The sequence below is a fragment of the Nonomuraea sp. NPDC052634 genome (assembly GCF_040678535.1).
Lineage (GTDB): Bacteria > Actinomycetota > Actinomycetes > Streptosporangiales > Streptosporangiaceae > Nonomuraea > Nonomuraea fastidiosa.
This window is the reverse complement of record NZ_JBFATY010000001.1, coordinates 2,273,037-2,298,320: the sequence shown is the minus strand read 5'-3', so window position 1 is coordinate 2,298,320 and position 25,284 is coordinate 2,273,037. Positions and strand designations below refer to the sequence as shown.

The 25,284-nt window shown below is 72.0% G+C and carries 23 protein-coding genes; 14 read left to right on the top strand and 9 right to left on the bottom strand.

Going from position 1 to position 25,284, the window contains the following annotated elements; translation table 11 throughout:
• The first annotated feature begins 202 nt into the window (after positions 1–202).
• The 5 genes from AB0K67_RS10355 (at position 203) to AB0K67_RS10335 (ending at position 6,977) form a co-directional block, all read left to right on the top strand.
• Positions 203–2,569 carry a glycoside hydrolase family 3 N-terminal domain-containing protein gene (locus tag AB0K67_RS10355; protein ID WP_364056053.1) on the top strand — a complete coding sequence of 789 codons (2,367 nt, stop codon included), beginning with the start codon at positions 203–205 and terminating at the stop codon, positions 2,567–2,569.
• Positions 2,566–3,552: an ABC transporter permease subunit gene (locus AB0K67_RS10350; RefSeq protein ID WP_364056050.1), complete on the top strand. Its 987-nt coding sequence runs from the start codon at positions 2,566–2,568 to the stop codon at positions 3,550–3,552. The genes AB0K67_RS10355 and AB0K67_RS10350 overlap by 4 nt, the downstream gene beginning before the upstream one ends.
• Positions 3,549–4,427, top strand: a complete 879-nt coding sequence (locus AB0K67_RS10345; protein ID WP_364056047.1) for a carbohydrate ABC transporter permease — start codon at positions 3,549–3,551, stop codon at positions 4,425–4,427. The genes AB0K67_RS10350 and AB0K67_RS10345 overlap by 4 nt, the downstream gene beginning before the upstream one ends.
• Positions 4,428–4,474: 47 nt before the next feature.
• A complete protein-coding gene (locus AB0K67_RS10340) occupies positions 4,475–6,124 on the top strand; it encodes an extracellular solute-binding protein (RefSeq protein ID WP_364056044.1) in 1,650 nt (549 codons plus the stop codon).
• 154 nt (positions 6,125–6,278) lie between these two features.
• Positions 6,279–6,977 (top strand): YesL family protein, encoded by a 699-nt coding sequence (locus AB0K67_RS10335; protein ID WP_364056041.1) that lies wholly within the window; start codon positions 6,279–6,281, stop codon positions 6,975–6,977.
• On the opposite strand, the gene AB0K67_RS10330 is transcribed toward AB0K67_RS10335, so the two are convergent.
• The 3 genes from AB0K67_RS10330 to AB0K67_RS10320 form a co-directional block, all read right to left on the bottom strand.
• Positions 6,971–9,004: an alpha-glucuronidase gene (locus tag AB0K67_RS10330; protein ID WP_364056038.1), complete on the bottom strand. Its 2,034-nt coding sequence runs from the start codon at positions 9,002–9,004 to the stop codon at positions 6,971–6,973. The two genes, AB0K67_RS10335 and AB0K67_RS10330, sit on opposite strands and share 7 nt — an antisense overlap.
• A gap of 59 nt (positions 9,005–9,063) precedes the next feature.
• Positions 9,064–10,245: a beta-1,3-glucanase family protein gene (locus AB0K67_RS10325; RefSeq protein WP_364056035.1), complete on the bottom strand. Its 1,182-nt coding sequence runs from the start codon at positions 10,243–10,245 to the stop codon at positions 9,064–9,066.
• A 96-nt stretch (positions 10,246–10,341) separates the two neighbouring features.
• The gene (locus tag AB0K67_RS10320) at positions 10,342–10,944 is read right to left on the bottom strand and encodes a hypothetical protein (protein ID WP_364056032.1); all 603 of its coding nucleotides are present in this window, start codon (positions 10,942–10,944) and stop codon (positions 10,342–10,344) included.
• A 226-nt stretch (positions 10,945–11,170) separates the two neighbouring features.
• On the opposite strand from AB0K67_RS10320, the gene AB0K67_RS10315 reads away from it, so the two are divergent.
• Positions 11,171–12,187, top strand: coding sequence for a LacI family DNA-binding transcriptional regulator (locus AB0K67_RS10315; RefSeq protein WP_364056029.1), 1,017 nt, complete (start codon positions 11,171–11,173; stop codon positions 12,185–12,187).
• Between the two features lie 79 nt (positions 12,188–12,266).
• Here AB0K67_RS10315 and AB0K67_RS10310 read toward each other — a convergent pair whose 3' ends face one another.
• From AB0K67_RS10310 to AB0K67_RS10300, 3 genes are read right to left on the bottom strand one after another with little or no spacing between them, the layout of a single operon-like run.
• Positions 12,267–13,544: a cytochrome P450 gene (locus AB0K67_RS10310; RefSeq protein WP_364056026.1), complete on the bottom strand. Its 1,278-nt coding sequence runs from the start codon at positions 13,542–13,544 to the stop codon at positions 12,267–12,269.
• Between the two features lies 1 nt (position 13,545).
• Positions 13,546–13,746 (bottom strand): ferredoxin, encoded by a 201-nt coding sequence (locus AB0K67_RS10305; protein WP_364056023.1) that lies wholly within the window; start codon positions 13,744–13,746, stop codon positions 13,546–13,548.
• The gene (locus AB0K67_RS10300) at positions 13,743–14,381 is read right to left on the bottom strand and encodes a TetR/AcrR family transcriptional regulator (protein WP_364056020.1); all 639 of its coding nucleotides are present in this window, start codon (positions 14,379–14,381) and stop codon (positions 13,743–13,745) included. Before AB0K67_RS10300 ends, AB0K67_RS10305 begins: the two co-directional genes overlap by 4 nt.
• 219 nt (positions 14,382–14,600) lie before the next feature.
• Here AB0K67_RS10300 and AB0K67_RS10295 point away from each other — a divergent pair, with 219 nt between their 5' ends.
• Entirely contained in the window at positions 14,601–15,644 is a 1,044-nt protein-coding gene (locus tag AB0K67_RS10295) for a TerC/Alx family metal homeostasis membrane protein (RefSeq protein WP_364056017.1), read from the top strand.
• Positions 15,645–15,754: 110 nt separating this feature from the next.
• Here AB0K67_RS10295 and AB0K67_RS10290 read toward each other — a convergent pair whose 3' ends face one another.
• Positions 15,755–16,330, bottom strand: a complete 576-nt coding sequence (locus AB0K67_RS10290) for an NUDIX domain-containing protein (protein WP_364056014.1) — start codon at positions 16,328–16,330, stop codon at positions 15,755–15,757.
• Positions 16,331–16,518: 188 nt separating this feature from the next.
• Here AB0K67_RS10290 and AB0K67_RS10285 point away from each other — a divergent pair, with 188 nt between their 5' ends.
• Positions 16,519–17,160, top strand: coding sequence for a sigma-70 family RNA polymerase sigma factor (locus AB0K67_RS10285; RefSeq protein ID WP_364056011.1), 642 nt, complete (start codon positions 16,519–16,521; stop codon positions 17,158–17,160).
• Between the two features lie 81 nt (positions 17,161–17,241).
• Positions 17,242–17,481, top strand: coding sequence for a zf-HC2 domain-containing protein (locus AB0K67_RS10280; protein ID WP_364056008.1), 240 nt, complete (start codon positions 17,242–17,244; stop codon positions 17,479–17,481).
• Positions 17,482–17,612: 131 nt separating this feature from the next.
• On the opposite strand, the gene AB0K67_RS10275 is transcribed toward AB0K67_RS10280, so the two are convergent.
• Positions 17,613–17,978: a zf-HC2 domain-containing protein gene (locus tag AB0K67_RS10275; protein ID WP_364056005.1), complete on the bottom strand. Its 366-nt coding sequence runs from the start codon at positions 17,976–17,978 to the stop codon at positions 17,613–17,615.
• Positions 17,979–18,122: 144 nt separating this feature from the next.
• Here AB0K67_RS10275 and egtA point away from each other — a divergent pair, with 144 nt between their 5' ends.
• Genes egtA through egtE form a run of 5 tightly spaced genes read left to right on the top strand, consistent with a single transcriptional unit; the run spans position 18,123 to position 23,557 of the window.
• A complete protein-coding gene (gene egtA / locus AB0K67_RS10270; protein ID WP_364056002.1) occupies positions 18,123–19,310 on the top strand; it encodes an ergothioneine biosynthesis glutamate--cysteine ligase EgtA in 1,188 nt (395 codons plus the stop codon).
• Positions 19,307–20,596, top strand: coding sequence for an ergothioneine biosynthesis protein EgtB (egtB, locus tag AB0K67_RS10265; protein ID WP_364055999.1), 1,290 nt, complete (start codon positions 19,307–19,309; stop codon positions 20,594–20,596). Before egtA ends, egtB begins: the two co-directional genes overlap by 4 nt.
• Before the next feature lies 1 nt (position 20,597).
• Positions 20,598–21,305: an ergothioneine biosynthesis protein EgtC gene (gene egtC / locus AB0K67_RS10260; protein ID WP_364055996.1), complete on the top strand. Its 708-nt coding sequence runs from the start codon at positions 20,598–20,600 to the stop codon at positions 21,303–21,305.
• A gap of 19 nt (positions 21,306–21,324) precedes the next feature.
• Positions 21,325–22,305 carry an L-histidine N(alpha)-methyltransferase gene (gene egtD, locus AB0K67_RS10255; protein WP_364055993.1) on the top strand — a complete coding sequence of 327 codons (981 nt, stop codon included), beginning with the start codon at positions 21,325–21,327 and terminating at the stop codon, positions 22,303–22,305.
• A 52-nt stretch (positions 22,306–22,357) separates the two neighbouring features.
• Positions 22,358–23,557 carry an ergothioneine biosynthesis PLP-dependent enzyme EgtE gene (egtE, locus tag AB0K67_RS10250; RefSeq protein ID WP_364055991.1) on the top strand — a complete coding sequence of 400 codons (1,200 nt, stop codon included), beginning with the start codon at positions 22,358–22,360 and terminating at the stop codon, positions 23,555–23,557.
• A 171-nt stretch (positions 23,558–23,728) separates the two neighbouring features.
• On the opposite strand, the gene AB0K67_RS10245 is transcribed toward egtE, so the two are convergent.
• A complete protein-coding gene (locus AB0K67_RS10245; protein ID WP_364055988.1) occupies positions 23,729–25,189 on the bottom strand; it encodes a carboxylesterase family protein in 1,461 nt (486 codons plus the stop codon).
• Positions 25,190–25,284 lie beyond the last annotated feature (95 nt).

The window sequence follows — 25,284 nt, the reverse complement described above, 5'->3', positions numbered from 1 at the left end:
TCATGGGCCCCAGAGCACGCAGGAGGCCACAACCGGCAGGACCTGCAACACAGCAGGTTGGCGGCGGTCTTGACACGATTCAATGAGCCCCTTATGTTGCCGCAATATTAAACGGAACTGCTTGAAACTTTCGGCGTCATCCCCGCGTTACACCCCCCGCTCTCGCCGCGGGCCGGCGCCGGCATAAGGGCGAAGGGATGGCATGAGGGGCCACGAACCAAATGACACGCGCTCGGCGGCGTCCGGCGAGAGCGAGCAGTGGCGGGACGCGGGATCGACCCCCGCCCAGCGGGCGGAGGCCCTCATCCCCCTGATGACGCTGGAGGAGAAGGTCGCCCAGCTCGTCGGGGTCTGGGTCGGCGCCGACGCGTCGGGTGGCGGCGTCGCCCCGCACCAGACCGACATGGGCGAAGGGCCCGACTGGCAGGACGCGATCCGGCAGGGCCTCGGGCAGCTCACGCGGCCGTTCGGCACGGCTCCCGTGGACCCGGTGGCGGGCGCGCGCTCGCTGGCGGCCTCGCAGGAGGAGATCGTGCGTGCCAGCAGGTTCGGCATCCCCGCGCAGGTGCACGAGGAGTGCCTGACGGGGTTCGCGGCCTGGAAGGCGACCGTCTACCCGGCACCGCTGAGCTGGGGCGCCTCGTTCGACCCCGAGCTGGTCGAGGAGATGGCGGGACGGATCGGCCGTTCGATGCGCGCGGCGGGCGTCCACCAGGGCCTCGCCCCGGTGCTCGACGTGACCAGGGACTACCGCTGGGGCCGCACCGAGGAGACCATCGGCGAGGACCCGTACCTGGTGGGCACGGTCGGCGCCGCGTACGTGCGCGGCCTCGAAGGCTCCGGTCTGGTGGCCACGCTCAAGCACTTCGCCGGCTACTCCGCCTCGCGCGGCGGCAGGAACCTCGCGCCGGTGCACATGGGCCGCAGGGAGCTGGCGGACGTGATCCTGCCGCCGTTCGAGATGGCGCTGCGGCTCGGCGGGGCCCGCTCGGTGATGAACTCCTACGCCGAGATCGACGGCGTCCCGGTGGCCGCCGACGAGAGCCTGCTCACCGGCCTGCTGCGCGACGAGTGGGGATTCGAGGGCACGGTCGTCGCCGACTACTTCTCCGTACGGTTCCTCGAGCGGCTGCACGGCGTGGCCGCCGACGGCGGGCAGGCGGCGGGCCTCGCGCTGCGCGCCGGCATCGACGTGGAGCTGCCGACCGTGGACGCGTACGGCGCCCCGCTGGTCGAGGCGGTCAAGGCGGGCGCGGTGGACGAGGCGCTGATCGACAGGGCGCTGCGCCGCGTGCTGATCCAGAAGGCGGAGCTCGGCCTGCTGGATGCCGGCTGGCGGCCGCTGCCCGGCCCCGCAGAAGAGGTGCGGCTGGACGACGAGGAGAGCCAGGAGCTGGCGCTGCGGCTGGCGCGCGAGGCGATCGTGCTGCTGCGCAACGACGACGGCGTGCTGCCGCTCGCGGCGGGCGGCCGGGTGGCGCTGGTCGGCCCGGTGGCCGACGACCCGATGGCGATGCTCGGCTGCTACGCCTTCCCCGCCCACGTCGGCCCGCACCCCGAGCACGGGCTCGGCGTGGAGATCCCGTCGCTGCGCGAGGCGCTCGCCGAGCGGGTGCCCGGCCTGGAGTACGTCCAGGGCTGCGACATCAGCGGCACCGACACCTCCGGCATCGCCGAGGCGGTGGAGCTGGCGAAGAGCAGCGACGTGTGCGTGCTCGCGGTCGGCGACCGGGCCGGGCTGTTCGGGCGCGGCACGTCCGGCGAGGGCTGCGACGCCACCGACCTGCGGCTGCCCGGCGTGCAGGCGGAACTGGTCGAGGCGGTCCTGGCGACCGGCACGCCGGTGGTGCTGGTGCTGCTCGCCGGCCGCCCGTACGCGCTGGGCCCCGAGACCGACGCCGCCAAGGCCGTGCTGTTCGGCTTCTTCCCGGGCCAGCGTGGCGGCCAGGCGCTCGCCGAGGTGCTGACCGGCGCGGTGAATCCGACCGGCCGCCTGCCGGTGAGCGTGCCGCGCGACGCGGGCGGGCTGCCCTCCACCTACCTCTCGCCGCCGCTCGGCCGCCGCTCCCAGGTGTCGTCGGTGGACCCGACGCCCGCCTACCCGTTCGGCCACGGCCTGGGCTACACCGCCTACGAGTGGAGCGGCGCGCGGGTGCGCGGCGACGTCACCGGCTGGCCGGTGGACGGCGAGGTCGAGGTCGAGGTCACCGTGCGCAACACCGGCGAGCGGGCCGGCGCCGAGGTGGTGCAGCTCTACCTGCACGACCCGGTGGCGCAGACGACCAGGCCCGTCGTCCGCCTCATCGGATTCGCCCGCGTCCCGCTGGAGGCGGGGGAGAGCGCGCGGGTCACCTTCACCGTGCCGGCCGACCTCACGTCCTTCACCGGGACCGACGGCCGCCGCATCGTCGAGCCGGGCGAGGTCGAGCTGCGGCTCGGCCGCTCGTGCGCCGAGGCCGTGGCGACCCTGCCGCTGCGGCTGACCGGCGACGTACGTGAAGTCGGCCACCGCCGCCGGCTCCAGGCGCCGGCGCAGATCGATCGCAACCCCCCGGAGGGCCGAGCATGAGCACATCTGACACGCTGAGCCCGGCGAAGACTCAGCGTCCCCCCGCGAAGCCGGCACCTGGACGCCGGCGGCGGGAGAAGAGCGGCTCGTGGCGGCGGGCGTTCCGCCGCGACTGGCAGCTCTACACGCTGGCGATCCTGCCGCTGCTGTTCTTCCTGATCTTCCGGTACGCGCCGATGATCGGCAACGTCATCGCGTTCCGCAAGTTCGAGCCGGGCGGCAGCATCTTCGGCGAAGAGTGGGTGGGCCTGCGCTACGTGAAGCTGTTCCTGAACGACCCCACGTTCTGGAACGTCTTCACCAACACCCTCGTCCTGGGCGCGCTGACGCTGATCTTCTGCTTCCCGCTGCCGATCGTGCTGGCGCTGCTGCTCAACGAGGTCAGGCGGCGCACCCTGAAGCGGTTCCTGCAGTCGGTGACGTACCTGCCGCACTTCCTGTCGATGGTGATCGTGGCCGGCATGGTCATGCAGATCACCTCGCTGGACGGGCCGATCAACTCGTTCCTCGACTTCATCGGCAGCCAGAAGATCTCGTTCATGCAGGACCCGGACTGGTTCCGGACGATCTACGTCAGCTCCGAGGTCTGGCAGACGGTCGGCTGGGGCACGATCCTCTACCTCGCCGCGCTGACCACCATCGACGACCAGCTCTACGAGGCCGCGAGGATCGACGGCGCGGGCCGGTGGCGGCAGATCTGGCACGTGACGCTGCCCGGCATCCGGCCGACGGCGGTCACGCTGCTGATCCTCAACACCGGCACGTTCATGGCAGTGGGCTTCGAGAAGGTCTTCCTGCTCTACAACCCGCTGACCTATCCGACGGCCGACGTCATCTCGACGTACCTGTACCGGATGGGCCTTGAGGCCAGCAACTTCAGCTACGCGGCGGCGATCGGCCTGTTCGAGGCGATCATCGGCCTGGTGCTGATCCTCTCGGCCAACCTGATCTCCCGCCGCACAGTTGGGACGAGCCTGTGGTGAATACGCACGACATGACCCGGGGCTACCGCGTCTTCCAGTGGTTCAACGCGCTGATCCTCACCGTCGTCGTGATCGTGACGCTCTATCCGTTCGTCAACATCCTGGCGCGCTCGTTCAGCAGCCAGAGCGCGATCAGCGCGGGCGAGGTGAACCTCCTGCCGAAGGGGTTCAACCTGACCACGTACAAGATCGTGGCAGCGGACCCGATGTTCTGGACGAACTACCGCAACACGGTGGTCTACACGGTCGTCGCGACGTTCATCGCGATCGTGCTGACCACGAGCTACGCGTACGTGCTGTCCAAGAAACACCTCAAGGGCCGTACGTTCCTCATCGGCATCGCGGTCTTCACGATGTTCTTCTCCGGCGGCCTGATCCCCAACTACGTGCTGATCAGCAGCCTCGGCATGAAGAACACGATCTGGGCCATCGTGCTGCCGAACGCGATCAGCGTGTTCAACCTCCTCGTCATGAAGGCGTTCTTCGAGAACCTGCCGCGTGACCTGGAGGAGGCCGCCGCCATCGACGGCCTGAACACGTACGGCATCCTGTGGAAGATCGTGCTGCCGCTGTCGAAGGCGGTGCTCGCCACGATGATCCTGTTCTACGCGGTCTCGTTCTGGAACTCCTGGTTCCCCGCGTTCCTCTACATGAACGAGGCCGACCTGTTCCCGGTGACCGTCTACCTGCGCAACCTCATCGCCGGCGCGACCGGAGCGGACTCCTTCGGGGCCGCGGCGGCCGAGGTGACCCAGGCGGCGGCCAACATCCAGGCGGTGACGATCGTGCTCACCGTCCTGCCCATCCTCCTGGTGTACCCGTTCGTCCAGCGCTACTTCGTCTCCGGCGTCATGCTCGGCGCGGTCAAGGGCTGACGTCCACGCCTTTCAACCCAGCAGAATCACGGGAAAGGATTCCCCCCATGCGCGACATCTCGCGACGTCAGGCGATCATCGGTCTCGGTGCCTTCGCCTCCCTCGCCCTGACGGCCTGCGGCAGTGACAGCGAGACCCCGGCGAAGGGCGCGGCGACGTCGTCGGCCAACAAGGCGGGCTCGATGGCGAACTTCGCCGTCGGCCAGCAGTTCAAGGCCACCGAGCCGCTGACGTTCGACATGCTCTACAACAACCACCCGTTCTACCCGTACAAGGCCGACTGGTTGTTCTGGGACGAGCTGACGAAGCGCACGAACGTCACCATCAAGCCGGTGACGGTGCCGCTCAGCGACTACGAGAAGAAGCGCAGCCTGATCATCGGCGCGGGTGACGCCCCGCTGATCATCCCGAAGACGTACCACCCGCAGGAGGAGCCGTTCGTCGCCTCCGGTGCCATCCTGCCGGTCAGCGACTACTTCGACCTGATGCCGAACTTCAAGGACAAGGTCGCCAAGTGGCAGCTCCAGCCCGAGCTGAACTCGATCATGCAGTCCGACGGCCGCATCTACCTGCTGCCCGGCCTGCACGAGGCGGCCTGGGCCGACTACTCCTTCGCGGTGCGCACCGACATCCTCGACAAGCTCGGTCTCGAGGTGCCGAAGACGCTCGACGACTTCTACAACATGCTCAAGAAGATGAAGGAGGAGTACCCCGACAAGTACCCGATGACGGACCGCTGGGGTGTTCCGACGCCGGGCGGCAACATCATCAAGCTGATCGCGCAGGCGCACGGCAGCAAGGGCGGCTGGGAGTACCAGCACGCGACGTTCGACTCCGCGCAGGGCAAGTTCGTCTACACCGGCACCATGCCGGGCTACAAGCAGACGATCGAGTACCTGAACAAGCTGGTCAAGGAGAAGCTGCTCGACCCCGAGAGCTTCACCCAGCAGGACGACGCCGCCAAGGAGAAGTTCGTCTCGGGCAAGTCGTTCGTCATCAGCACCAACGCGCAGACGCTGATCAACGACTACCGCGGCCCGCTGACCGAGAACATCCCCGACGCGAAGATCGTCAAGATCCCGGTGCCCATCGGCCCGATCGGCGAGTACAAGTTCGCCAGCCGGCTGGAGAACGGCATCATGATCTCCAAGAAGGCCCTGGAGCACAAGAACTTCGTCGCGATGATGCAGTTCATCGACTGGCTCTGGTACTCCGACGAGGGCCAGCTCTTCGCCAAGTGGGGCGTCGAGGGCACCACCTACACCAAGGACTCCGACGGCAAGATCAAGCTCGCCAAGGACGTCGACTACGTCGGTCTCAACCCCAAGGGCTCCAAGCACCTGCAGAAGGACTTCGGCTTCGGCAACGGCGTGTTCGCCTACGGCGGCCCCACCTCGCTGCTGCAGTCCACGTTCTCGGATGAGGAGATCGAGTTCCAGAACGTGATGAACGCCAGGAAGTCCTGGCCGGTCGAGCCGCCCGCGCCGCTCACCGAGGAGGAGCGCGAGCAGGTCGCCCTGTGGGAGACGCCGCTGAAGGACCACGTCACCCAGAACACCCTCAAGTTCATCCTCGGCCAGCGCGACCTGTCCGAGTGGGACGCCTACGTCAAGGAGGTCGAGGGCAAGGGCGCCACGCAGTACATCAATGTGGTCAACGGCGCCTACGAGCGTTTCAAGAAGGAGCACGGCAGCTGACCTTCTCCCCCCGGCCGGGCCGTCCTCTCTCCACCGGGACGGCCCGGCCTCCTGCCTGTCCACACCGCACGACCGCCCGCCGGCTTATGTCCCCGGACGGCCCGGTATCCTCCGGGACGGCGGCGGACCCGCCCATCCTGGAGGAGCACACGCGATGAGCGACCTGACGACCTCGCAGAAGTTCGGCTCCGGCCCGCTGTCGCGCGGCTCGGCGCTGATCTACACGCTGCTGATCGTCGAGCTGCTCGTCCTGCTCACCGCGATCCCCGGACTGGTGGCGATGGTGCTGCTCGACCGCGACGCCACCAACCTGCCGCTGATGGCCGCCTGCCTGCTGCCGGCCGGCCCCGCGCTGTCGGCCGCGCTCTACGCCCTGCGCCACCGCAGCCGCGACCTGGCCGAGCTCAGCCCGGCCGCCGCGTTCTGGCGTGGCTACAAGCTCAACTTCGGCGCCGCGCTGAAGGTCTGGGCGCCCTACCTGCTGATGCTGGCCCTGGTCGGCATCAATCTGACCAACTTCGCCGCCGCGGGCGTGCCCGGCTGGTGGGGCGCTTTGCTGATCGTGCTCGCCGCGGGCGGCACGCTGTGGGTGCTCAACGCGCTCGTCATCACCTCGTTGTTCGCGTTCAGGGCGGCCGACGTCGCCAAGCTCGCGGCGTACGGGCTCGGCCGCTTCCCCGCCGCCACCCTGGCCAACGCGTGCCTGCTGATCGTGTCCGGCGGCGTCGTGTTCGTGGCGACCGAGGCGGCGCTTGCGCTGCTGGCCTCGGTGTTCGCCGGGACGCTGCTGTGGAACAGCCGCGCCATGATCACCGAGGTCCGGCAGCGCTTCACCCGCCCTGACGCTCAGTAGATCGTTCTGCCCCGCGCGTCGGGCACGCCCGACTTGCGGTAAAAGTAGCTGTTGATCTGGTCGCGCCACTCCTCCGCCGAGCGCACCTGCTCGTCCAGCAGCTCGCGTACGCGGGCATGCAGCGCCGGGTCCACCAGGCCGTCGCCCTCCAGCTTCGCCCACAGCGCCCTGATCTCGGCGGCCTCCTCCGCACCGGCGAAGTGGGTGTCGTAGATGTGCTGGATGACCGTGACGCCGCTGTGCAGCACGTGGCCGTACGGCACGTGGTGGAAGAACAGCAGCAGCTCGTCAGGGCACTCGGCGAGCGACTCGTACACCTCCGACCACGGCTTCGGGTACTGGCCGGTGTAGCCGGTGCCGGTGGCCCTGGTGCGGTCGACGCCGACGCCGTCGCGGTCGGCGAAGTGGTAGGTGCCCCACGGCGTGTACTCGTAGCCGTCCACGTCGGGGCCGTAGTGGTGGCCCGGCCTGACCATGAAGCCGACGCCGAGCGGCGCGGTGTAGCGCTCGTAGGTGCGCCACGAGCCGTCCATCATGCCGTGCAGCGTGGCCCGCAGCCGCTCGCCGCCCTCGTCGTCGCCGGGGACGAAGGTCAGGCCGATCCACTCGTCGAGGATCGCGACCGGATCGAGCCCGGGGTCCCAGGCCAGGCGGCCGAAGGCGTACAGGTTGGCCTGGGCCAGCGGGTGGCCCGTCCAGTAGCGGTCGTCGCCGACGTTCGACACCGCGACGAGGCCGCCGCTCTTGATCACCTCGGCCACCGCCGGCTCGCCCTCGCCCCAGAAGCGGAACCCGAGCACCTCGCTCCACATCGGCGCCAGGTAGCACACGTGCCGCTGCTGGCCGGTGTACTCCTGCGTCACCTGCAGCTCGACCGCGAGCCGCGTATCCGGCATGGCGGCGATCACCGGTGAGACCGGCTCGCGCGTCTGGAAGTCGATCGGGCCGTACTTGACCTGGACGATCGCGTTGTCCCTGAACCGGCCGTCGAGCGGGGCGAAGTGGTCGTAGGCGGCCCGCGCCCGGTCGGTCGAGCGGTCGCGCCAGTCCTGGCGGTGGTTGTAGACGAACGCCCGCCAGTGCACCACACCGCCGTGCGGGGCCAGGGCGTCGGCCAGCATGTTCGCGCCGTCGGCGTGGTCGCGCCCGTACGCGAACGGCCCCGGCTGGCCCTCGGAGTCGGCCTTGACCACGTAGCCGCCGAAGTCGGGGATCGCCGCGTACACCCGCTCGGTCGTGCGCGCCCACCACGCGCGCACCCGTTCGTCCGCCGGGTCGGCCGTCTCCAGGCCGCCGAGCGCGATGGGGGAGGCGAAGTTCACCGACAGGTGCACGCGGATGCCGTACGGGCGGAACTCGGCGGCCAGCGCCGCCACCTCGTCCAGCCGGTCGGTCAGCAGGCGGGCCTCGGGGGCGTGCACGTTGACGTTGTTCACCGCGACCGCGTTGACGCCGGTGGCCGCGAGCAGCCGCGCGTAGGCGCGCACCCTGGTCAGGTCCTCGTGCAGGACGCCGTCCCGCCAGAAGATCGACCCGCCCGAGTAGCCGCGCTCCACCTGGCCCATCACGGGATGCACGTCGATGTTGTCCCAATGATCGAGCATGCGCCGCTCCAGCGCGGGCCGGTGCGTCTCGGCGGGCCGCTCGCCCTCGAACGCGGCCTCGCCGAGCCTGACCACCGCGAAGAACCCGTACAGCAGACCGGCCGGCGCGTCCGCGAGCACCGCGGTCACCCCGCCGGTGCGGGCCAGCAGGAAGCCCTCAGGACCGAGCTCAGGCCCCTTCAGCGCGGCGGCCTCCGGCGGCAGCGAGCCGCCGGAGGCCAGCGCGAGCACGAGGTCGTACGGCTCGCCGGGCGCGGCCACGGCACCGCCGTGGCGCGCGCAGGCGTCCGCCACCTCGGCCCGCACGGTGCCGGACAGCGGCGAACCGTCGGCGAGCACGAGCACGCGGCGCGCGCCGATCGCGCGGAACGCCTCGGGTGGCAGCCAGGCCGGATGGACGTCATCGACATGGGGAACGGTCACGGGGGGCTCCTTAGCTCGGACTCCAAGGAGCGAATCTATCGTCGCCCCGCCGGCCGGCCTCAGGGGGCGGCGTCGAACGGCGTCAGCCGCAACCTGATCGCGGTGGGCGCGTGGTCCTCGATGTAGGTGGAGCCGTCGGCCACGTCGTCGTAGGGGTAGCCGTACGCCTTGCCGTCGCGGGTGTTGGCGTGCAGCACGCGGGCGTAGTGGTTGGTCAGCGAGGTCCGGTAGTTCAGCGAGTGGTCGGTGACCGGCTGGTCGGGGTGACTGAGCAGCGTCGTGCGGTTGAACGCGGCCCCGAGAATCGCCGCGACCGGTCCCGAGACGCCGTCGGAGTGCAGCGCGCCGTTGCAGTAGAACACGTCGCGGGTGCTTGGCCTGGCGAACGCGCGGATGCCCTTGTCGAAGACGAGCTGACCGCCCGACACCCGCCCGGTGTAGGTGACGCCGTTGGCGGTCACCCGCAGGTCGCGGCCGGTGTAGGAGTTCCACACGTCGTTGATGTACGGGTCGAGGTACGTGGGTGAGAACAGCCCGGCGTCGATGCCGTGGCCCGGCGCGATGACGCGCAGGTCGCCGATGACGAGGTCGCGGAACGCCGGCTCCGCCCTGACGCCCGCGAAGATCTGGTCGCGGCCGTTCGGCACCAGCGTGCCGGAGATCTGGCTGCGGCTGCCGTCGAGCTTGAGCTCCATCGGGATGGAGAACATGTCGACCATGGTCGTGTTGCAGAACATGCCACCTTCGTTGAAGGTGAACTCCATGAAGTCGTGCAGCACGTTGTAGCTGGGGTCCGAGCTGACCCAGCCCGCCGGGTGCTGCAGCGCGGGGCGGCCGTTGCCGTCGATCACGACCCTGAACCTGATCTTCTGGCCGATGGAGACGTACACCCGGCCGGACATCCACGGCAGCGTGATGCGGGTGTCGCCGTCGGCGGCCAGCGGGATCGACAGGTCGGCGAAGCCGTCGGGGCCGTTGTGCGAGAGCGACACCGGCACCTTGGTGCCGTCGGCGCGGGCGAAGACCTGCTGGCCGGTCTGCTGGTCGGTGCCGACGACGTACAGCCAGATCTGGTTGTTGGCGTAGCGGTTGGTGTGGTTGACGACGGTCATGGGCAGCGTCGTGGCCGCCTGAACGGGTGCGGCGGGCTTGGCGAGCGCGAGGACGGGTGCGGCGGGCTTGGCGAGCGTGAGGACGGGGGCGGCCGCCATGCCGGCCAGCAGCGCCCTTCTGGTGATCATCGTTCGACTCCTCGGGGGTGCGCCTGGAGAGAGCGACAGTCGAGAGAGCGCTCTCTCGCGATTTCGGTTAAGTTTCTTTTTTGTTAGGACGCACTGTCAAGACCGCGGGCCGAACCCGTACCCGATCTCCGCTGGACGCCCCTCGACCAGCCCCGACGGCTTGCGCGTCCGCCACGGTGCCGGCGTCCGCGTCGCGTGGCGGCCGGCGACCAGCGGCGGCGTGCCGGGGTCGTGCACCGACACCTCGCGCGGCGAACGGCGGGCCGCGCGCGGCGGCACGGACTCGCCGTCGCGCGTGGCCTCCGGCTCGGGCCGTCCGGAGCCGCCGGGTGTGGGGGAGACGGCCGCTTCCGGGTTCGCCGGGGCAGTGGTCCGTTCCCGGGAGGCGGTCGCTTCCGGCGGGGTGGGAGCCGGCGTGGCCGGGCCACTGGCCGGTCCGCCGGTGGGCTCGCTCGCCGGGCTGCGGGTGGCGGCGGTGTACGGGGTGGCGTTCGGGCGCGGGCTGAGCGCGGCCACGGGACCGCGCGTGCGCCCGTCCTTCTCCTGCGGGAACGTCAGCGGGTCGAGCGTCGGCGAGCTGCCGGGGAGCGTGATCAGGAAGCCGGCCACCGCCAGATGGACCACGCCCAGCAGCACCGTCGAGACTCCCAGCACCCGGCGCCGCCGCTCACCGGCAGGACCGGGCCGCTCGCTCAGCACGGCTCACGCCTTCGTGCCATGGAGGTGTCCTCCGGGGGTGCGGGACGGACGGGTTTTCCGATCTAGACACGGATGTGGATCGTGGTCAAGCGCGGACGGCCGTCCAGGGGCCGCTTGGGAGCGCTGCGCTATGATCGCACCGACAACGGGCCTCGCGACCTGGAACGATCCGCACCGGCCCGAGACATGCCGTTCAGGTCGCGCCGCTCACGGGACACGAGGGACGATGTCGAGCATCAAAGAGGTCGCCCGGCTCGCCGGGGTCTCCGTAGGCACCGTGAGCAACGTGCTCAACCGCCCCGAGCTGGTCGCGCCCGACACCCGGCGGCGGGTGCAGGACGCCATCGAGCGGCTCGGCTACGTCCGCAACGGTTCGGCCCGCCAGCTCCGCGCCGGCCGCAGCCGCACCATCGGCGTGGTGGCGCTCGACCTGGGCAACCCGTTCTTCATCGACGTGCTGCGCGGCGTCGAGAGCGCCGCCCAGCAGGCCGACCTCACGGTCATGGTGTTCAACAGCAACAAGGACGCCGACCGCGAGGCGAGCCTGCTCGACACGTTCGAGGAGCAGCGGCCCCTGGGCGTACTGATCACGCCGGTCAACGACAGCGGCGAGGAGGAGCGGTTGAGCCGGCTCGTCGCGCGCGGCATCCCCGTGGTCCGCTTCGACAGCTCGGCCCGGCACAGCAACGGCTGCTCCGTCGCCGTTGACGACGTGCTCGGCGGGCGGCTGGCCGGCATGCACTTACGCGAGGCCGGCCACCGCCACATCGCCTTCGCCGGCGGCCCCTCCACCGTGCGGCAGGTGCGTGAGCGGCGCGACGGGCTGGCCGCCGCGCTCGGCCCCGGCGACACGCTCACCGAGATCGCGCTGCCCGACCTCACGGTGGCCACCGGGCGCATGGTCGGCGAGGAGATCGCCGCGCTGCCGCCCGCCGACCGGCCCACCGCGGTGTTCTGCGCCAACGACCTGGTCGCGATCGGCGTGCTGCAGGAGATGACGCTGCGCGGGCTGAAGGTCCCCGACGACCTGGCGATCATCGGCTACGACGACATCGACTTCGCCGCGGCGGCGGCCGTGCCGCTGTCGTCCGTACGCCAGCCGCGCGAGCAGATCGGCCGCACCGCCGCCATGCTGCTGCTGGAGGAGGCCAACCGGCCGGGCGAGCACGAGCACCGTCAGGTCATCTTCCAGCCCGACCTGATGGCCCGCACCTCGACCACCGCGGCCCGGCGGGCGCCCTAGCTCAGGCCGCGGCGGTCAGGCCGGTCGGGCCGGTCAGACTGCGGCGGTCGGGCCGGTCAGGTTGCGGCGGTCGGGCCGGTCAGGTCGCGGCGGGCAGGCGGACCGGGAGCGTGCGCGGGCCGCGTACCTGACCGGTCGCCCACGTCACCGCCGCCGGGTCGGCCAGCTCGAACACGGGGATCCGCTCCAGCCAGACCTCCAGCGCGACCCGCAGCTCCATGCGCGCGAGATGCGAGCCGACGCACCGGTGGATGCCCAGCCCGAACGCGACGTGCCGGTTCACCTCGCGGTCGATCACCACCTCACCGGCCCGCTCGAACTGCCGCGGATCCCGGTTGGCGGAGGGGAACGACAGCAGCACCCAGTCGTCGGCCTTCATCTCCACGCCGCGCCAGGTCATGTCCTCCTTGACCAGGCGGGCCATGGTGACCGGCGCGTACGCTCGCAGGAACTCCTCCATCGCCGTCGGCAGCAGCTCCGGCTCGGCCACCAGCCGCTCCCGGTCGGCCGGCGTCTTGGCCAGATGCCACAGCGAGGCCCCGATCGCGCTCCACGTCGTGTCGATCCCGGCGATGAGCAGCAGCGCCATCGTGCCCGCGACGTGCAACGCCTCCAGCTTCTGCCCGAAGAGCTCGGCGTCGATGAGATAGCTGGTCAGGTCGTCGCGCGGGTGGTCGACGTGGTCGCGGATCTGGTCGAGCAGGTAGTCGAACAGCTCGTCCATCGCCGCCGTACGCTCCTCCGGCGGCTTGTTGACGCCTTCCAGCACGTTCTCGATGAACTCCCGGAACCGGGGGCCGTCCTCGGGCGGGAAGCCCAGCATGTCGGCGATCACCCGGACCGGGATGTGCTGGGCGTAGTCGCGGGCGGCGTCCACGACCGTCCTGCCCTCCAGGGCGTCCACCAGCGTGTGACAGTACGCCCTGGTCGCCGCTTCCCGCTTGGCCACCGCCGACCTGGTGAACGCGGGCAGCAGCAGCTTGCGCGCGTGGTGGTGGAACGGCGGGTCGGAGGAGATCGGCGGCGAGCTGCCCACCGGCGCGGTCTCGCGCGGCGGGCGGAAGTTGCCCATGATGATCGAGCGCGAGGAGAACCGCTCGGTGTCGTAGGCGACGGCGGCCACGTCCTCGTAGCGGGTCGGCAGCCAGCCGCCGCCGAACCGCTCGGTGTGCGCGATCGGGCAGCGCTCGCGCAGGTCGTCCAGGATCGGATACGGGTCGGCGGCCCACTCCGGCTCTAAGTGGGAGAAATCGGTCGCCCAGTCCGTGACGGGCCCGGTGACGATCTCGCTGCGCGTGCCGGGCGGCGCGTCTGGCGCCTCCTGGAAACCCGTGGTGAACCGCTCATCCACGCTCATGTCAGGACCCTTCGCTGAGGCCGATGGCATGCTCGGGACAGTTGGCGACCGCCAGGCGGGCCGCCTTCTCCTGCCCGGCCGGCACCAGGCCGTCGCCCAGCACCGTGCCGTAGCCCTCGTCGTCCTCGCCGAACAGCTCGGGAGCCAGCGTGTAGCAGCGGCCGTGGCCTTGGCAGCGCGTGGGGTCGATATGCAGTCTCACGGCGTCGCCTCCGTCTGTGCGGTCGGATCGGCGGGGGCTTCGTCCCCGCCGGCTGGAGCAAGGGCGGCGATGATGCGGACGAGCAGCGCCGTCCACTCCTCGTCGTCCACGGGATGCAGGTCGGATGTGACGAGGGCGCTGCCCATCGCGAGCAGGAGACAGAAGTGGGCCAGCGCGTCCGCGGACACGCCGGGGTCGATCTCACCGTCGGCCTGCGCCACGCGTACCAGGCCGGCGATCCAATCCGCCCGCTCGCCCAGGTAGTCGCGCATCGAGCCGGCCACCTCGCCGTCCCTGCGTGCGGCGACCAGCGCCTCGACGACGAGGTTGCCCTGCGCGTCGCGAGGGCGCGGCAGGTTGCGGCCCAGGGTGAGCAGCAGGTCGGTCGCCGACCTGTCGGGGTCGGCGGCGAACAGGTCGGCCAGCATGCGCCGCCCATGGGCGCGCAGCGCGGCCACCATCAGGTCGGCCTTCGAGCCGAAGTGGGCGTACAGGGCGCCGTTGCTCACGCCGGCCGCCGCTGAGATGTCGGCCACACGGGTGCCGTCGTAGCCGCGCTCTGCGAAGGCGTCGGCGGCGGCGCGCAGCAGGCGCTCGCGGGTCTCGGCCGCGGTCACTCCGGGGATGCGTCCCATGGACGAATTTAAAAAGTCGTTCATTTGTCTCGTCAAGACCGCCGCCTCGGAGCCGGGTGGCCGGGGGCCGGGAGTTCATCTACGCTGAGGGCGGCGAGGGGAGTACTTCGCAAGAGCCGGCCCGGTCAGTACGGACGCCCCTGAGCGTCCCCGGACGGCCACCCGCAGGGTGAAGGAGACCTCGAACGGATCACTGACGTTCGAGGGAGGTTCCCCCCATTGTCCGCGGAGATGTTCGCGCATGCCGTCGAGCTGCGCACCATCGCTACACCGGCCCTGTGGTCGGTCACCTTGGCGGCCCTGATGCTGCTGCTCGCGCTCGACCTGCTGCTGACCCGCCGCCGGGAGGCGGAGAGCGTGCGCGCGGCGGCCGGCTGGTCGGTGTTCTACCTGCTGCTGCCCGTGCTCTTCTGCTGCTACCTGTGGGCCGGCCACGGGGGCGGCGTGGCGGTCGAGTTCTTCACCGGGTTCGTGGTGGAGAAGTCGCTGTCGGTGGACAACCTGTTCGTGTTCATGCTGCTGCTGTCGGCGTTCGCGGTGCCGCACGCGCTGGCCAGGCAGGTGCTGCTGTACGGCATCGTCGGCGCCCTGGTCCTGCGCGCGGTGTTCATCGCGCTGGGCGCGGCCGTGCTGCAGAGCGGCACGTGGGCGTTCCTGCTCTTCGGCGGCATCCTCATCCTGACCGCCGGCAAGATCGTCAAGGACGTGGTGGCGGGGGAGCGGCAGGAGGTGGACGTCTCCTCCATGCGCACCGTGCGGCTCGTGCGCAGGTTCGTGCCCGTCACCGAGGACTACCGTGGCTCGCGCCTGGTCGTCCGCGAGAACGGACGCAGGGCGCTCACCCCGCTGGCGCTCGCCGCGGTCGCCATCCTGGCCACCGACATCGTCTTCGCCGTGGACTCCGTGCCCGCCGTGTACGGCGTCACCGAGGACCCGTACCTGGTGTTCGCCACCAACGCGTTCGCGCTGCTCGGCCTGCGCGCGCTGTACTTCGTGCTGCAGGGCGTGCTGGCCAGGCTGCGGCACCTCAACCACGGCCTCGCCGTCATCCTGGCCTTCATCGGGGCCAAGCTGATCCTGCACTGGGCGCACGGCGTCTGGCCCGCCGTACCGGAGATCCCGACCCCGCTCTCGCTCGGCGTCATCGTCGTCGTGCTGGCCGCCGTCACCGGCACCAGCCTGCTCGCCGGACGGCGAGCGCGGCTCAGGGAACGACCACCGGCTCAGCGGCCCGACCCGCTAGAAGAGACCGAGCGTCGCTGAGCGGCCGGTCGCAGGTGCCGGTCTGGAGGCGGTCGAGTGGTCAGTGGGCGGTGGGCCTGAAGGAGCCGGCGCGGTCGGTGGGCGGTGCGGCCCTGCGAGAGGTAGAGCGGTCAGTGGGCGGTGCGAGCCTGCAGGAGGTCGGCGAGGAAGTGCAGCAGGGCCGCCGACGTGGTGGCGGAGGTGATGGCCTGCTCCTCGATGAGTCCCTGGACGCGCAGCATCGGCACCCACTCGGCCCGCCCGCGCACCTCGTCGCCACCGTCGCCACCGTCGCCGTCGCCGCCGTCGCCGCCGTCGGCACGGCCCGGCAGCTCGGTGGCCTGATGGGCGGCGAACACGACGTGCTCGCAGTCGGCGACGTCACCGGCCGGTCTGGTGCGGATCAGCGGCAGCATCGGGCCGGGCCGCCAGCCCGTCAGCTCCTCGACGTGGCGGGCCGCCGCCTCCTGCGGCTCCTCGCCGGGCCCGACGTCGCCGAGCGGGATCTCCCAGCCGGGCGTGTCGGTGATGGGGCTGCGCCGCCACAGCAGCAGAACCCGGCCGTCGTGGAAGACGACCGCCCCGGCCGCGAGCGGCGTACGGATGAACGGCCGCTCGACGCGCTCGCCACCGGTCAGCTCGACGTCGGCGACCCCCAGATCGACTCCGTTGGCCGCATAGAGCAGCCTCTCCGACCGCCGTCGCATGACACGCTCCTCACCGCTCCACCCGCTCCCTTACCCCCAGTCTTACCGACGATACGCACCGGTAGGGCTAGGAACGCGGACCCGGGGGAAACGTCAGTGGGGAAGGCTACCCTGGGGCAGCGCCGGCCCGCCGCGGTCGGAGCGGGGGCCTAGGGGTGTCCCGGCGTTCGACCGGAGGGGAAGCGATCGTGGGGTCATGCGCAGGCGGAGGGCTGCCACCTGACGAGGTCGTCGTCACGGCCCTGCGCGCGGGCGACGAGGAGATGTTCGCGGCGCTGCTCGACACCTGGTCACGGGGCATGCTGCGGGTCGCCAGGTCTTACGTGTCCACCGACCAGTCGGCGGAGGAGGTCGTCCAGGACACCTGGCTCGCCGTCATCGACGGCATCGACGGCTTCGAGCAGCGGTCCTCGATCAAGACGTGGGTCTACCGCATCCTGGTCAACACCGCGAAGAAGCGCGGGATGCGCGAGAGCCGTACGCTGCCGTGGAGCACGTTCGGAGCGGACGGGGAGCCGTACGAGCCGGGGCCGCGCGAGCTGGGGCCGCTGTCCCGCGGCTGGAGCGACCCCGGCGGGGTGTGGCCGACGCCCGAGGGCGAGGCGCTGGCGGCCGAGGTCCGCGCGCTGATCGCGGAGGCCCTGGCGCGGCTGCCGGCACGGCAGCGGGTCGTGATCACGCTCCGCGACGTCGAAGGATGCACATCCGACGAGGTCTGCGAGATCCTGGAGATCTCCGCGGCCAACCAGCGGGTGCTGCTCCACCGCGCCCGCACCGCAGTGCGCGGCTGGCTAGCCGACTACTACGAGTCCGTCAAGCAACCCGAATGATTTCGACGGTCCCATCACGGTCGTAAAGCGGCGACAATGAAGTGAAGCGGTTCATCTCCAACGGCAAGGGCGGTCCACGTCGTGAAGCGGTTCACCTGCGACGAGCTGGCGGAACTCCTCACCGCCTACCTTGACGGCGCCCTCGATCGGCTCGCCCGCGACGGCATCAGGGCCCATCTGGCCGGGTGCGAGTGGTGCGAGCGCTACTTCGAGCAGTTCCGCGCCACCATCAGGGCGCTCGGCGACCAGCCGCCGGAGAAGCTGTCGGCCGGTGTGCGCGACCGTCTCATGACCGCCTTCCGCGAACGCCGCCGCGCCTAGCGCCGCCGCCTCGGGCCGTTTCGCGTGGCTGGTCCTCGTGCGCTGCGAGGTCGCTCGCCGTGTCTGTGTTCGTGTGGTGGGGGTGGTGGGGAGGCAGGTGCACAGGGGTTGGCCGGGTGGGCGGGTCGTGTCTAGCGTCGCCGTCTCGGGCCGTTTCCGGGGCCGTTTCTTCTCGCTGGTCGTCGTGTTCTGCGGAAGTCGCGGGGGCGCTCGCCGCGGGCGGGGTCTGCGCGGTGGGAGGCGTGGGCGAAGCAGGCGCGCAGGGCGGCCAGCGTGGCGGGGGTGAGGGAGCCGGAGCGTAGGCAGCCGAGAGCGGCGATCGTGGCGCGGAGCTGCGCCAGCCGGCGCGCGCAGCCGGGGCAGGCGCGCAGGTGCCGCGTCACGGCCCTGCGCCGGGCCGGTGCGAGCGCCCCGTCCAGGTAGTCGGTCAGCAGGGCGAGTATGGCCGCGCAGTCCCGCGGGATCCGCTCGTCCCCTCGTGCGAGCCGGCGCTTCATGCGTTCTTGTCCCCGTCCGAGCCGGTGCCGTCGTCCATGGGATCTAGTTCTCGTTCTGCTTTATCCGTTACGCCCACATTTGCGGTGTAACGTTCGGGCGCCTCGCGGGTCTGTAGCTCCGTACTGACCGGCGAGGGGAGGACGATGATCGGTGTCACGGCCGAGAGCGCACCGTTGCGGGACGCCTCTGAGGTGGCCGACTTCGCGCGCAACAGCTTCCGTCCGGCCGGCGGCGACCGGGTGGGCGTGGAGCTGGAGTTCCTGGTCTTCGACCGTACGGACGTCACGGGGCAGGTGCCGGTGGCCAGGGTCGAGCAGGCCCTGCCGCCCCTGCTGCCGGGCGGAAGCAAGGTGACGTTCGAACCCGGCGGCCAGCTGGAGCTGTCCGGGCCCGCGGGGTCGCTCCCGCTCATGCTGACCGCGCTGGAGGCCGACGTGGCGGCGGCCCGCGACGCCCTGCACGCCGAAGGGCTCGCGCTCGCCGGGGTGGGGCTCGACCCGGTACGCCCGGCCCGCCGCCAGCTCACGCTCCCCAGATACGACGCCATGGCGGAGTTCCTGGGCCGCCCGTACGGGGCGCTGATGATGTGCTCGACCGCCTCCATCCAGGTCAACCTCGACCTGGGAGACCGCCCCGCCGCCCGCTGGGAGCGCGCCCACGCGCTCGGCCCGATGCTGCTGGCCGCGTTCGCCAACTCGCCGCTCAGCGACGGCCGCCCCTGCGGCTGGATGTCGGGCCGCCAGGCGGTCTGGGACAACCTCGACCCCACCAGGACGTCCCCCGTCCCCCGCAGTGGCGACCCCGCCGCCGACTGGGCGGAGTACCTGCTGAACGCCCGCCTCATGCTCGTACGCGAGGCCGACGACCACTACCGCACGATCCGCGACGGCTCGACGTTCCGCGACTGGCTGGAAAGCGGCGGCCCGCGCCGGCCCACGGCCGAGGACCTCGCCTACCACGCCACCACCGTCTTCCCTCCGGTCCGCCCCCGAGGCTGGCTGGAGATCCGCTACCTCGACGCCCAGCACCCGTCGGCCTGGCCGGTCTGCGTGGCGGTGACGTACGCGCTCATCACCGACGACCGGGCCGCCGACACGGCGATGGCCGCCATGGAGCCCCACCGGCACGCGTGGGCGGCGGCGGCGCGCTGCGGGCTGGCCGACCCGCGGCTCGGCCGGGCCGCAGAGACCTGTTTCCGCGCCGCGCTCGACGCCCTGCCCCGGCTCGGCGCGGACGCCGCTCTGGTCGGCGCGGTGGCCGCGTTCGCCGACCGGCACGTGACGCCCGGCCGCTCGCCGGCGGCCGACCTGACCCTCGAAGGACTGCTATGACCGACGTCAAGGAACGCATCGCCGCCCAGCTCATCGCGGTGCGCGACCGCTCGCTCACCTACACCGAGGCCGACGACGACCTGCTGGTCCGCCAGCACTCCCCGCTGATGTCGCCGCTGGTGTGGGACCTCGCCCACGTCGGCAACTACGAGGAGCTGTGGGTGCTGCGGGCCGCCGCCGGCATCACCCCGCTGCGCCCCGAGATCGACGACATCTACGACGCGTTCAAGACCCCGCGCAAGGACCGCCCCAGCCTGCCCTTCCTGCGGCCCGCCGAGGCCCGCCGCTACATCGAGGGCGTGCGCGGGCGCGTGCTCGACGTGCTCGACGCGATCGACCTGGACGACCCGCGGCCGCTCAACCGCGACGGCTTCGTGTTCGGCCTGGTCCTCCAGCACGAGCACCAGCACGACGAGACCATGCTCGCCACCCTGCAACTGTCCGGGCAACCGGGCCTGGTCCGCGACGGCGAGCTGCCGCGCGGCCGCTCGGGCGGGCCTGAGGAGGTGCACGTCCCGGCGGGGCCGTTCCTCATGGGCACCGACACGCTGCCCTGGGCCTACGACAACGAGCGCCCCGCCACCTGGGTGGACCTGCCCGGTTACTGGATCGACCGGCTGCCCGTCGGCAACCGCGCGTACGCCGACTTCGTCGAGGACGGCGGCTACGACGACCCGCGCTGGTGGACCCCCGAGGGCTGGCACTGGCGGCAGACCAGCGGCGCCACCGCCCCGCTCTTCTGGACCAGGGACGGCGGCACCTGGTACCGCAACCGCTTCGGCCGTGTCGAGCCCGTCCCCATGGACGAGCCGGTCCAGCACGTCTGCTGGTACGAGGCCGACGCCTACGCCCGCTGGGCGGGCAAGCGGCTGCCCACCGAGGCCGAGTGGGAGAAGGCCTGCGGCTGGGACGCCGAGCAGCGGCGCTCCCGGCGCTACCCCTGGGGCGACGGCGACCCCACGCCCGCCCTGGCGAACCTCGGGCACCGCGCCTCGCACCCCGCGCCGCTCGGCGCGTACCCGGCGGGGGCGTCGCCGTACGGGGCGGAGCAGATGGTGGGCGACGTGTGGGAGTGGACCGACACGTGGTTCAACGGCTACCCGGGGTTCCGCAGCTTCCCGTACAGGGAGTACAGCGAGGTGTTCTTCGGCGAGAAGTACCGCGTGCTGCGCGGCGGCTCGTGGGCGGCCGACCCTGCTGCGGTGCGGACCACGTTCAGGAACTGGGACTACCCGATCAGGCGGCAGATCTTCACCGGCTTCCGCTGCGCCAGGTCGGAGAGCTGAGGTGTGCCGCCACGCCGCCTGGCTGGGCGCCGCACGGACGCTCGCCTCGCTCATCCACGAGCCGCCGTACGGGCTGCTCGTCCAGTCGTACGCGCCGCGCCGCCAGCGGCACGGCCTGATCAACGCCGACGGCTACGGGATGGGCTGGTACGACCCGGCCCGTCCCGAGCCCGTCCGCTACCGGCGGTCAGTGCCCATGTGGACCGACGCCAACCTGCCGGCGCTCGCCGAGATCGCCCGCTCGACCTGCCTGCTCGCGGCCGTCCGCTCGGCCACCGTGGGCATGCCGGTCGAGGAGAGCGCCACCGCGCCGTTCGCCGACGGCGCCTGGCTGCTCAGCCACAACGGCAGGGTCGACCGCGACGCGGTCAAGGACCTCGCCGACGGTGCTGAGAGCACCTGCGACTCCGCCTGGCTCGCCGCCGCCGTGTTCCAGCGCGGCCGGGCCGGTGCGGAGCTCGGCGAGGCTTTGGCCGACGTCGTCGTACGGGCCGGGGAGAAGGACCCCGCCGCCCGGCTCAACCTGCTCGCCTGCGACGGCGCGTCGATCGCCGCGACCGTCTGGGGCGACACCCTGTTCCATCACCGACACCACGACGGCGTGCTGGTGGCCAGCGAGCCGCTCGACGACTCGCCCGGCTGGCGGGCCGTGCCCGACCGCGCTCTGCTGACCGTCTCCGGCGAGGACGTCACGATCGAGCCGTTGTGATCCCACTTCAGGAGGCCTCGTGCCCGCCATCCAGTCAACCGTCCGCCTGATCAATCATCTCGACCGCGACTACCTGCGCCAGGCGCTGGAAACCGACGTCAGGACCGGGCTGACGGCCACGCCCAAGTGGTTGCCGCCCAAGTGGTTCTACGACGCCGCGGGCAGCGAGCTGTTCTCGCAGATCACCCGGCTGCCCGAGTACTACCCGACCCGGCGCGAGCTTTCGATCCTGCGGGCGCGGGCCAAGGACCTCGCCGCCGCCGGCCGCGCCGACACGCTGGTCGAGCTGGGCTCGGGCACCAGCGAGAAGACCGTGCTGCTGCTCGACGCGCTGGCCGCCGCCGGCACGCTGCACGGCTACACGCCGGTGGACGTGGACGCGGTGACGCTGGAGAGCGCCGCGCACCGGCTGGCCGCCCGCTATCCGGGGCTGGCCGTCCAGGCGGTGTGCGCCGACTTCGAGCGGCATCTGGCGCTGCTGCCCCGCGACGGGCGGCGCATGGTCGCCTTCCTCGGCGGCACGATCGGCAACCTCGAACCGGCGGCGCGGGCCGCGTTCCTCGCCGGGCTGCGCGAGACGCTGCGGCCGGGGGAGACGTTTCTGCTGGGCGCCGACCTGGTGAAGGACACCGCGCGGCTGGTGGCGGCGTACGACGACGCGGCCGGGGTGACGGCCGAGTTCAACAGGAACGTGCTGCACGTCATCAACCGGGAGCTGGACGCCGACTTCGAGCCCGAGGCGTTCGCGCACGTCGCCCGGTACGACGAGGAGCGGGACTGGATCGAGATGCGGCTGCGCGCCTCGCGCCCGATGCGGGTGCGGGTCGGCGGGCTCGGCCTGGCCGTGGACTTCGCAGAAGGGGAGGAGATGCGTACGGAGATCAGCGCCAAGTTCCGGCTGGACGGGCTGCGGGGGGAGCTGGAGTCGGCCGGGTTCACCCCGCTGCGCGTCCACACCGACCCGTCCGGCGACTTCGCCCTGCTGCTGGCCGGGGTATGACGGCCGGGCCGGTCGTGAAGTCGCGTCCTGCCCCTGTCAGGAAGGCGCGGGGATGGTGACGGCACGGCCCGTGGGGGAGACGCGCCCCGAGCCCGTCGGGGCGGTCGGGGAGGCTTGGCGGGCGGCGCGGAGCGTGCTGCCCGCCGGGCACCTGGACGCGGCCGGCTGCAACGTGCCCAGCGACCGGGTGCTCGACGCGATGGCCGCCCACCTGGCGCTGGAGCGCGAGCGCGGCGGCTACGGCGCCGTACCCGACCTCACCGAGGCCCGGCGGGCCCTGGCCGCGCTGGCCGGGGCGGAACCGCAGGACGTGGCGTTCCTGGAGAGCGGAACGGCGGCGATGGCGGCCCTGCTGGGCGGCTGGCGGCTCGGCCCCGGCACGCGGGTGGGGCGGGCCCGCACCGAGTACGGCAGCACGGTCATGCTGCTGCACCGCCTGGCCGAGCGGAACGGCTGGCGGCTCGTGGACCTGCCGGTCGGCGGTGACACCAGGATCGACCCCGACGGCCTGCGCCGGGCGCTGGAGGCCGGGCTGGACCTGGTGGTGCTCTCCCACATCGCCTCGCACCGGGGCGTCGTGCAGCCGGTGGCCGAGCTGGGCGCGCTCTGCCGGGACTTCGGGGTGCCGCTGGTGCTGGACGTCTGCCAGTCGCTCGGGCACGTGGACGTGCGCGGGGCCGGGGCCACCGCGTACGTGGGGACGTCCAGGAAGTGGCTCGCGGGCCCGCGCGGCGTCGGCTTCCTCATCGTCCCCGGCCTGACCCCCGCTGTGAACGCCGCCATGGACGCCCCCGCGCCCACGCTCAGCGGCCACACCTGGGAGGACCCGGCACAGGATCCGCGGCCCGTGCCGGGGGCCGCCCGCTACGAGAGCTCGGAGGGCGTCATCGCGGCCCGCGCCGGGCTCGGCGTCGCCGTGCTCGAACACCACGCGCTCGGCCCCGCCGCCGTCCACGCGCACCTGGCCGGGCTGGGGCGGCTGGCCCGCGAGCTGCTCGACGGGGCCGGCGGCTGGCGGGTGTGCGAACCTCTGGACGAGCCGTCCGCCCTGGTGACGCTCCTGCCGCCGCCGCACGACACCGTGGAACGCGCCGCCGCCCGCGCTCACGCGGCGAACCTGCTGGTGGGCGTCGTGCCCACCGCCCGCGCCCCGCTCGACCTGCGTGAGCCGGTCCTGCGCATCTCCCCGGCCCCTGGCACCCCTCCGGAGACCCTGGAAACCCTCGCCAAGCTCCTCTCCGCCCCCTCCTGACCCGCGCCTCCTCGCCTTCCTGGCTTGTACGGGACGCCGCCGGCGCGCCGCAGGCGAAGCTCCCGCCGTTGAGGACGCGCGCGGACGGCGCAAGGGGAGCCATCGCCCCCCTGAGGACGCGCGCGGACGGCGCAAGGGAGCCACCGGCCCTGAGGACGCGCGCGAAGGCCCTCAGGCGGTGAGCAGGGGCAGCGTTCCGAAGACGTGGCCGGACCACAGGCGGCGCGAGGTCTCCTCCGGGTAAGGCACGGCCGCGGGCTCGACGTCGAAGAGCCGCGTCAGACGGCGCTCGGGGTCGTAGGGGGCCCACCCGGGCCCCTCGCCGCGCGCGAACGCCGTCCACGCCCGCCGGAAGTCCCGTGAGACGGCCTCAGCCTCCTCAGGGGCGGGATCGCCGAGGAAGAACCGGCCCACCCCGCTGTCCAGGGTTCCGAGCACCAGCGGCACGTCCAGCGCGTGGCAGGCGCCGAGCGCGCCGCCGTGCGCGGGGGCCGCCCAGGTCAGCTCGTACGCGTACGTCCTGCCGCCCCCCGCGGCGTGCGCCTCGGCCAGGCGCAGGCTCGGCATGCGGAACAGCCAGTCGGAGCGCACCAGCTCGGCCAGCTCCGCCGCGGACGCCCCGGGGAAGGCGGCGCGGTACGGCACTCCCGGCGCGAACGCCTCCAGCAGCGCATCGGCCGGCTCGCCCGGCGCGTCGTGGGTGTAGAGGCGGTACTCGTCGCGGTTGTGGCCGGCGATCAGCTCGACGTCGCGGGCGGCCCCGGCGGACAGCGCGGACCAGGGGTCGCCGGGCAGCACCTCGCCGTCCACGACGGGAGCGAACGGGGTGGGAAGGTGCGCGACGGGCCCCCAGCGGGCCTCGTACGCGGTCATCCCGGCCGCCAGCGCGTCCGCCGCGCCCACCAGGCGCTCGGGGCCGACGGGCGCGAGCGCCTCGGCGGCGGGCGGCAGGCCGAGCTCGCCGGAGAGCGCGGCGGCGATGTCGGTGGCGAGCGGCACCGAGAAGTACGTGCCGGGCACGCTCTGCGCGATCGCCCGCCTGAACAGCCCGGCCGCGCGCGGCATCGCCATGAGCGCGGCGATCGACCCGGCGCCCGCCGACTCGCCGAACACCGTCACCCGGTCGGGATCGCCGCCGAACGCGGCCACGTTGTCCCGCACCCACTCCAGGGCGGCCACCTGGTCGAGCAGTCCCCGGTTGGCCGGCGCGCCCTCAAGGTGAGCGAACCCCTCGATCCCCACCCGGTAGTTGAACGTGACCACCACGACGCCTTCGGCGGCCAGCACCGCCCCGTCGTGGTGCGACTCGGCCGAGCTCCCGCCCCGGTACGCGCCGCCGTAGACGTAGACCATCACCGGCAGCCGGGCCGCCGGTGCGGGCGACCACACGTTCACCGTCAGGCAGCTCTCGGTGAGGGGCGCGGTGGCGCCCTGCTGTGACGGGTGCGGCCCGAACTCCGCGCAGTCGCGCACGCCGTCCCATGGCTCCACCGGCACGGGAGCGGCGAAGCGCAGGCCGCCGAGCGGCGCCCGTGCGTACGGGATGCCGCGAAAGACGGCCGCACCGCCCTCGAAGCGGCCCCGCACCCGTCCGCTCGTGATCGTGACCTGAGGCTCGCCCGTTTCCGCCATCCGCCATCCGTCCCTGTGCCCGTGCCCATCGGCCGTTCGCCGACAGGATCTGACCGTTCATCGTAAAGGTCGTACAACTTTTAAATACTGCATAC

Bases quoted from the DNA above. Each gene is read 5' to 3' on its own strand.
- AB0K67_RS10355 (WP_364056053.1), top strand. From the start codon at position 203: ATGAGGGGCCACGAACCAAATGACACGCGCTCGGCGGCGTCCGGCGAG.
- AB0K67_RS10245 (WP_364055988.1), bottom strand. From the start codon at position 25,189: ATGGCGGAAACGGGCGAGCCTCAGGTCACGATCACGAGCGGACGGGTG.
- egtA (WP_364056002.1), top strand. From the start codon at position 18,123: ATGATCGGTGTCACGGCCGAGAGCGCACCGTTGCGGGACGCCTCTGAG.
- AB0K67_RS10310 (WP_364056026.1), bottom strand. From the start codon at position 13,544: ATGAGCGTGGATGAGCGGTTCACCACGGGTTTCCAGGAGGCGCCAGAC.
- AB0K67_RS10335 (WP_364056041.1), top strand. From the start codon at position 6,279: ATGAGCGACCTGACGACCTCGCAGAAGTTCGGCTCCGGCCCGCTGTCG.
- AB0K67_RS10315 (WP_364056029.1), top strand. From the start codon at position 11,171: ATGTCGAGCATCAAAGAGGTCGCCCGGCTCGCCGGGGTCTCCGTAGGC.
- AB0K67_RS10300 (WP_364056020.1), bottom strand. From the start codon at position 14,381: ATGGGACGCATCCCCGGAGTGACCGCGGCCGAGACCCGCGAGCGCCTG.
- egtE (WP_364055991.1), top strand. From the start codon at position 22,358: ATGGTGACGGCACGGCCCGTGGGGGAGACGCGCCCCGAGCCCGTCGGG.
- egtB (WP_364055999.1), top strand. From the start codon at position 19,307: ATGACCGACGTCAAGGAACGCATCGCCGCCCAGCTCATCGCGGTGCGC.
- AB0K67_RS10290 (WP_364056014.1), bottom strand. From the start codon at position 16,330: ATGCGACGGCGGTCGGAGAGGCTGCTCTATGCGGCCAACGGAGTCGAT.
- AB0K67_RS10325 (WP_364056035.1), bottom strand. From the start codon at position 10,245: ATGATCACCAGAAGGGCGCTGCTGGCCGGCATGGCGGCCGCCCCCGTC.
- AB0K67_RS10350 (WP_364056050.1), top strand. From the start codon at position 2,566: ATGAGCACATCTGACACGCTGAGCCCGGCGAAGACTCAGCGTCCCCCC.
- AB0K67_RS10275 (WP_364056005.1), bottom strand. From the start codon at position 17,978: ATGAAGCGCCGGCTCGCACGAGGGGACGAGCGGATCCCGCGGGACTGC.
- AB0K67_RS10340 (WP_364056044.1), top strand. From the start codon at position 4,475: ATGCGCGACATCTCGCGACGTCAGGCGATCATCGGTCTCGGTGCCTTC.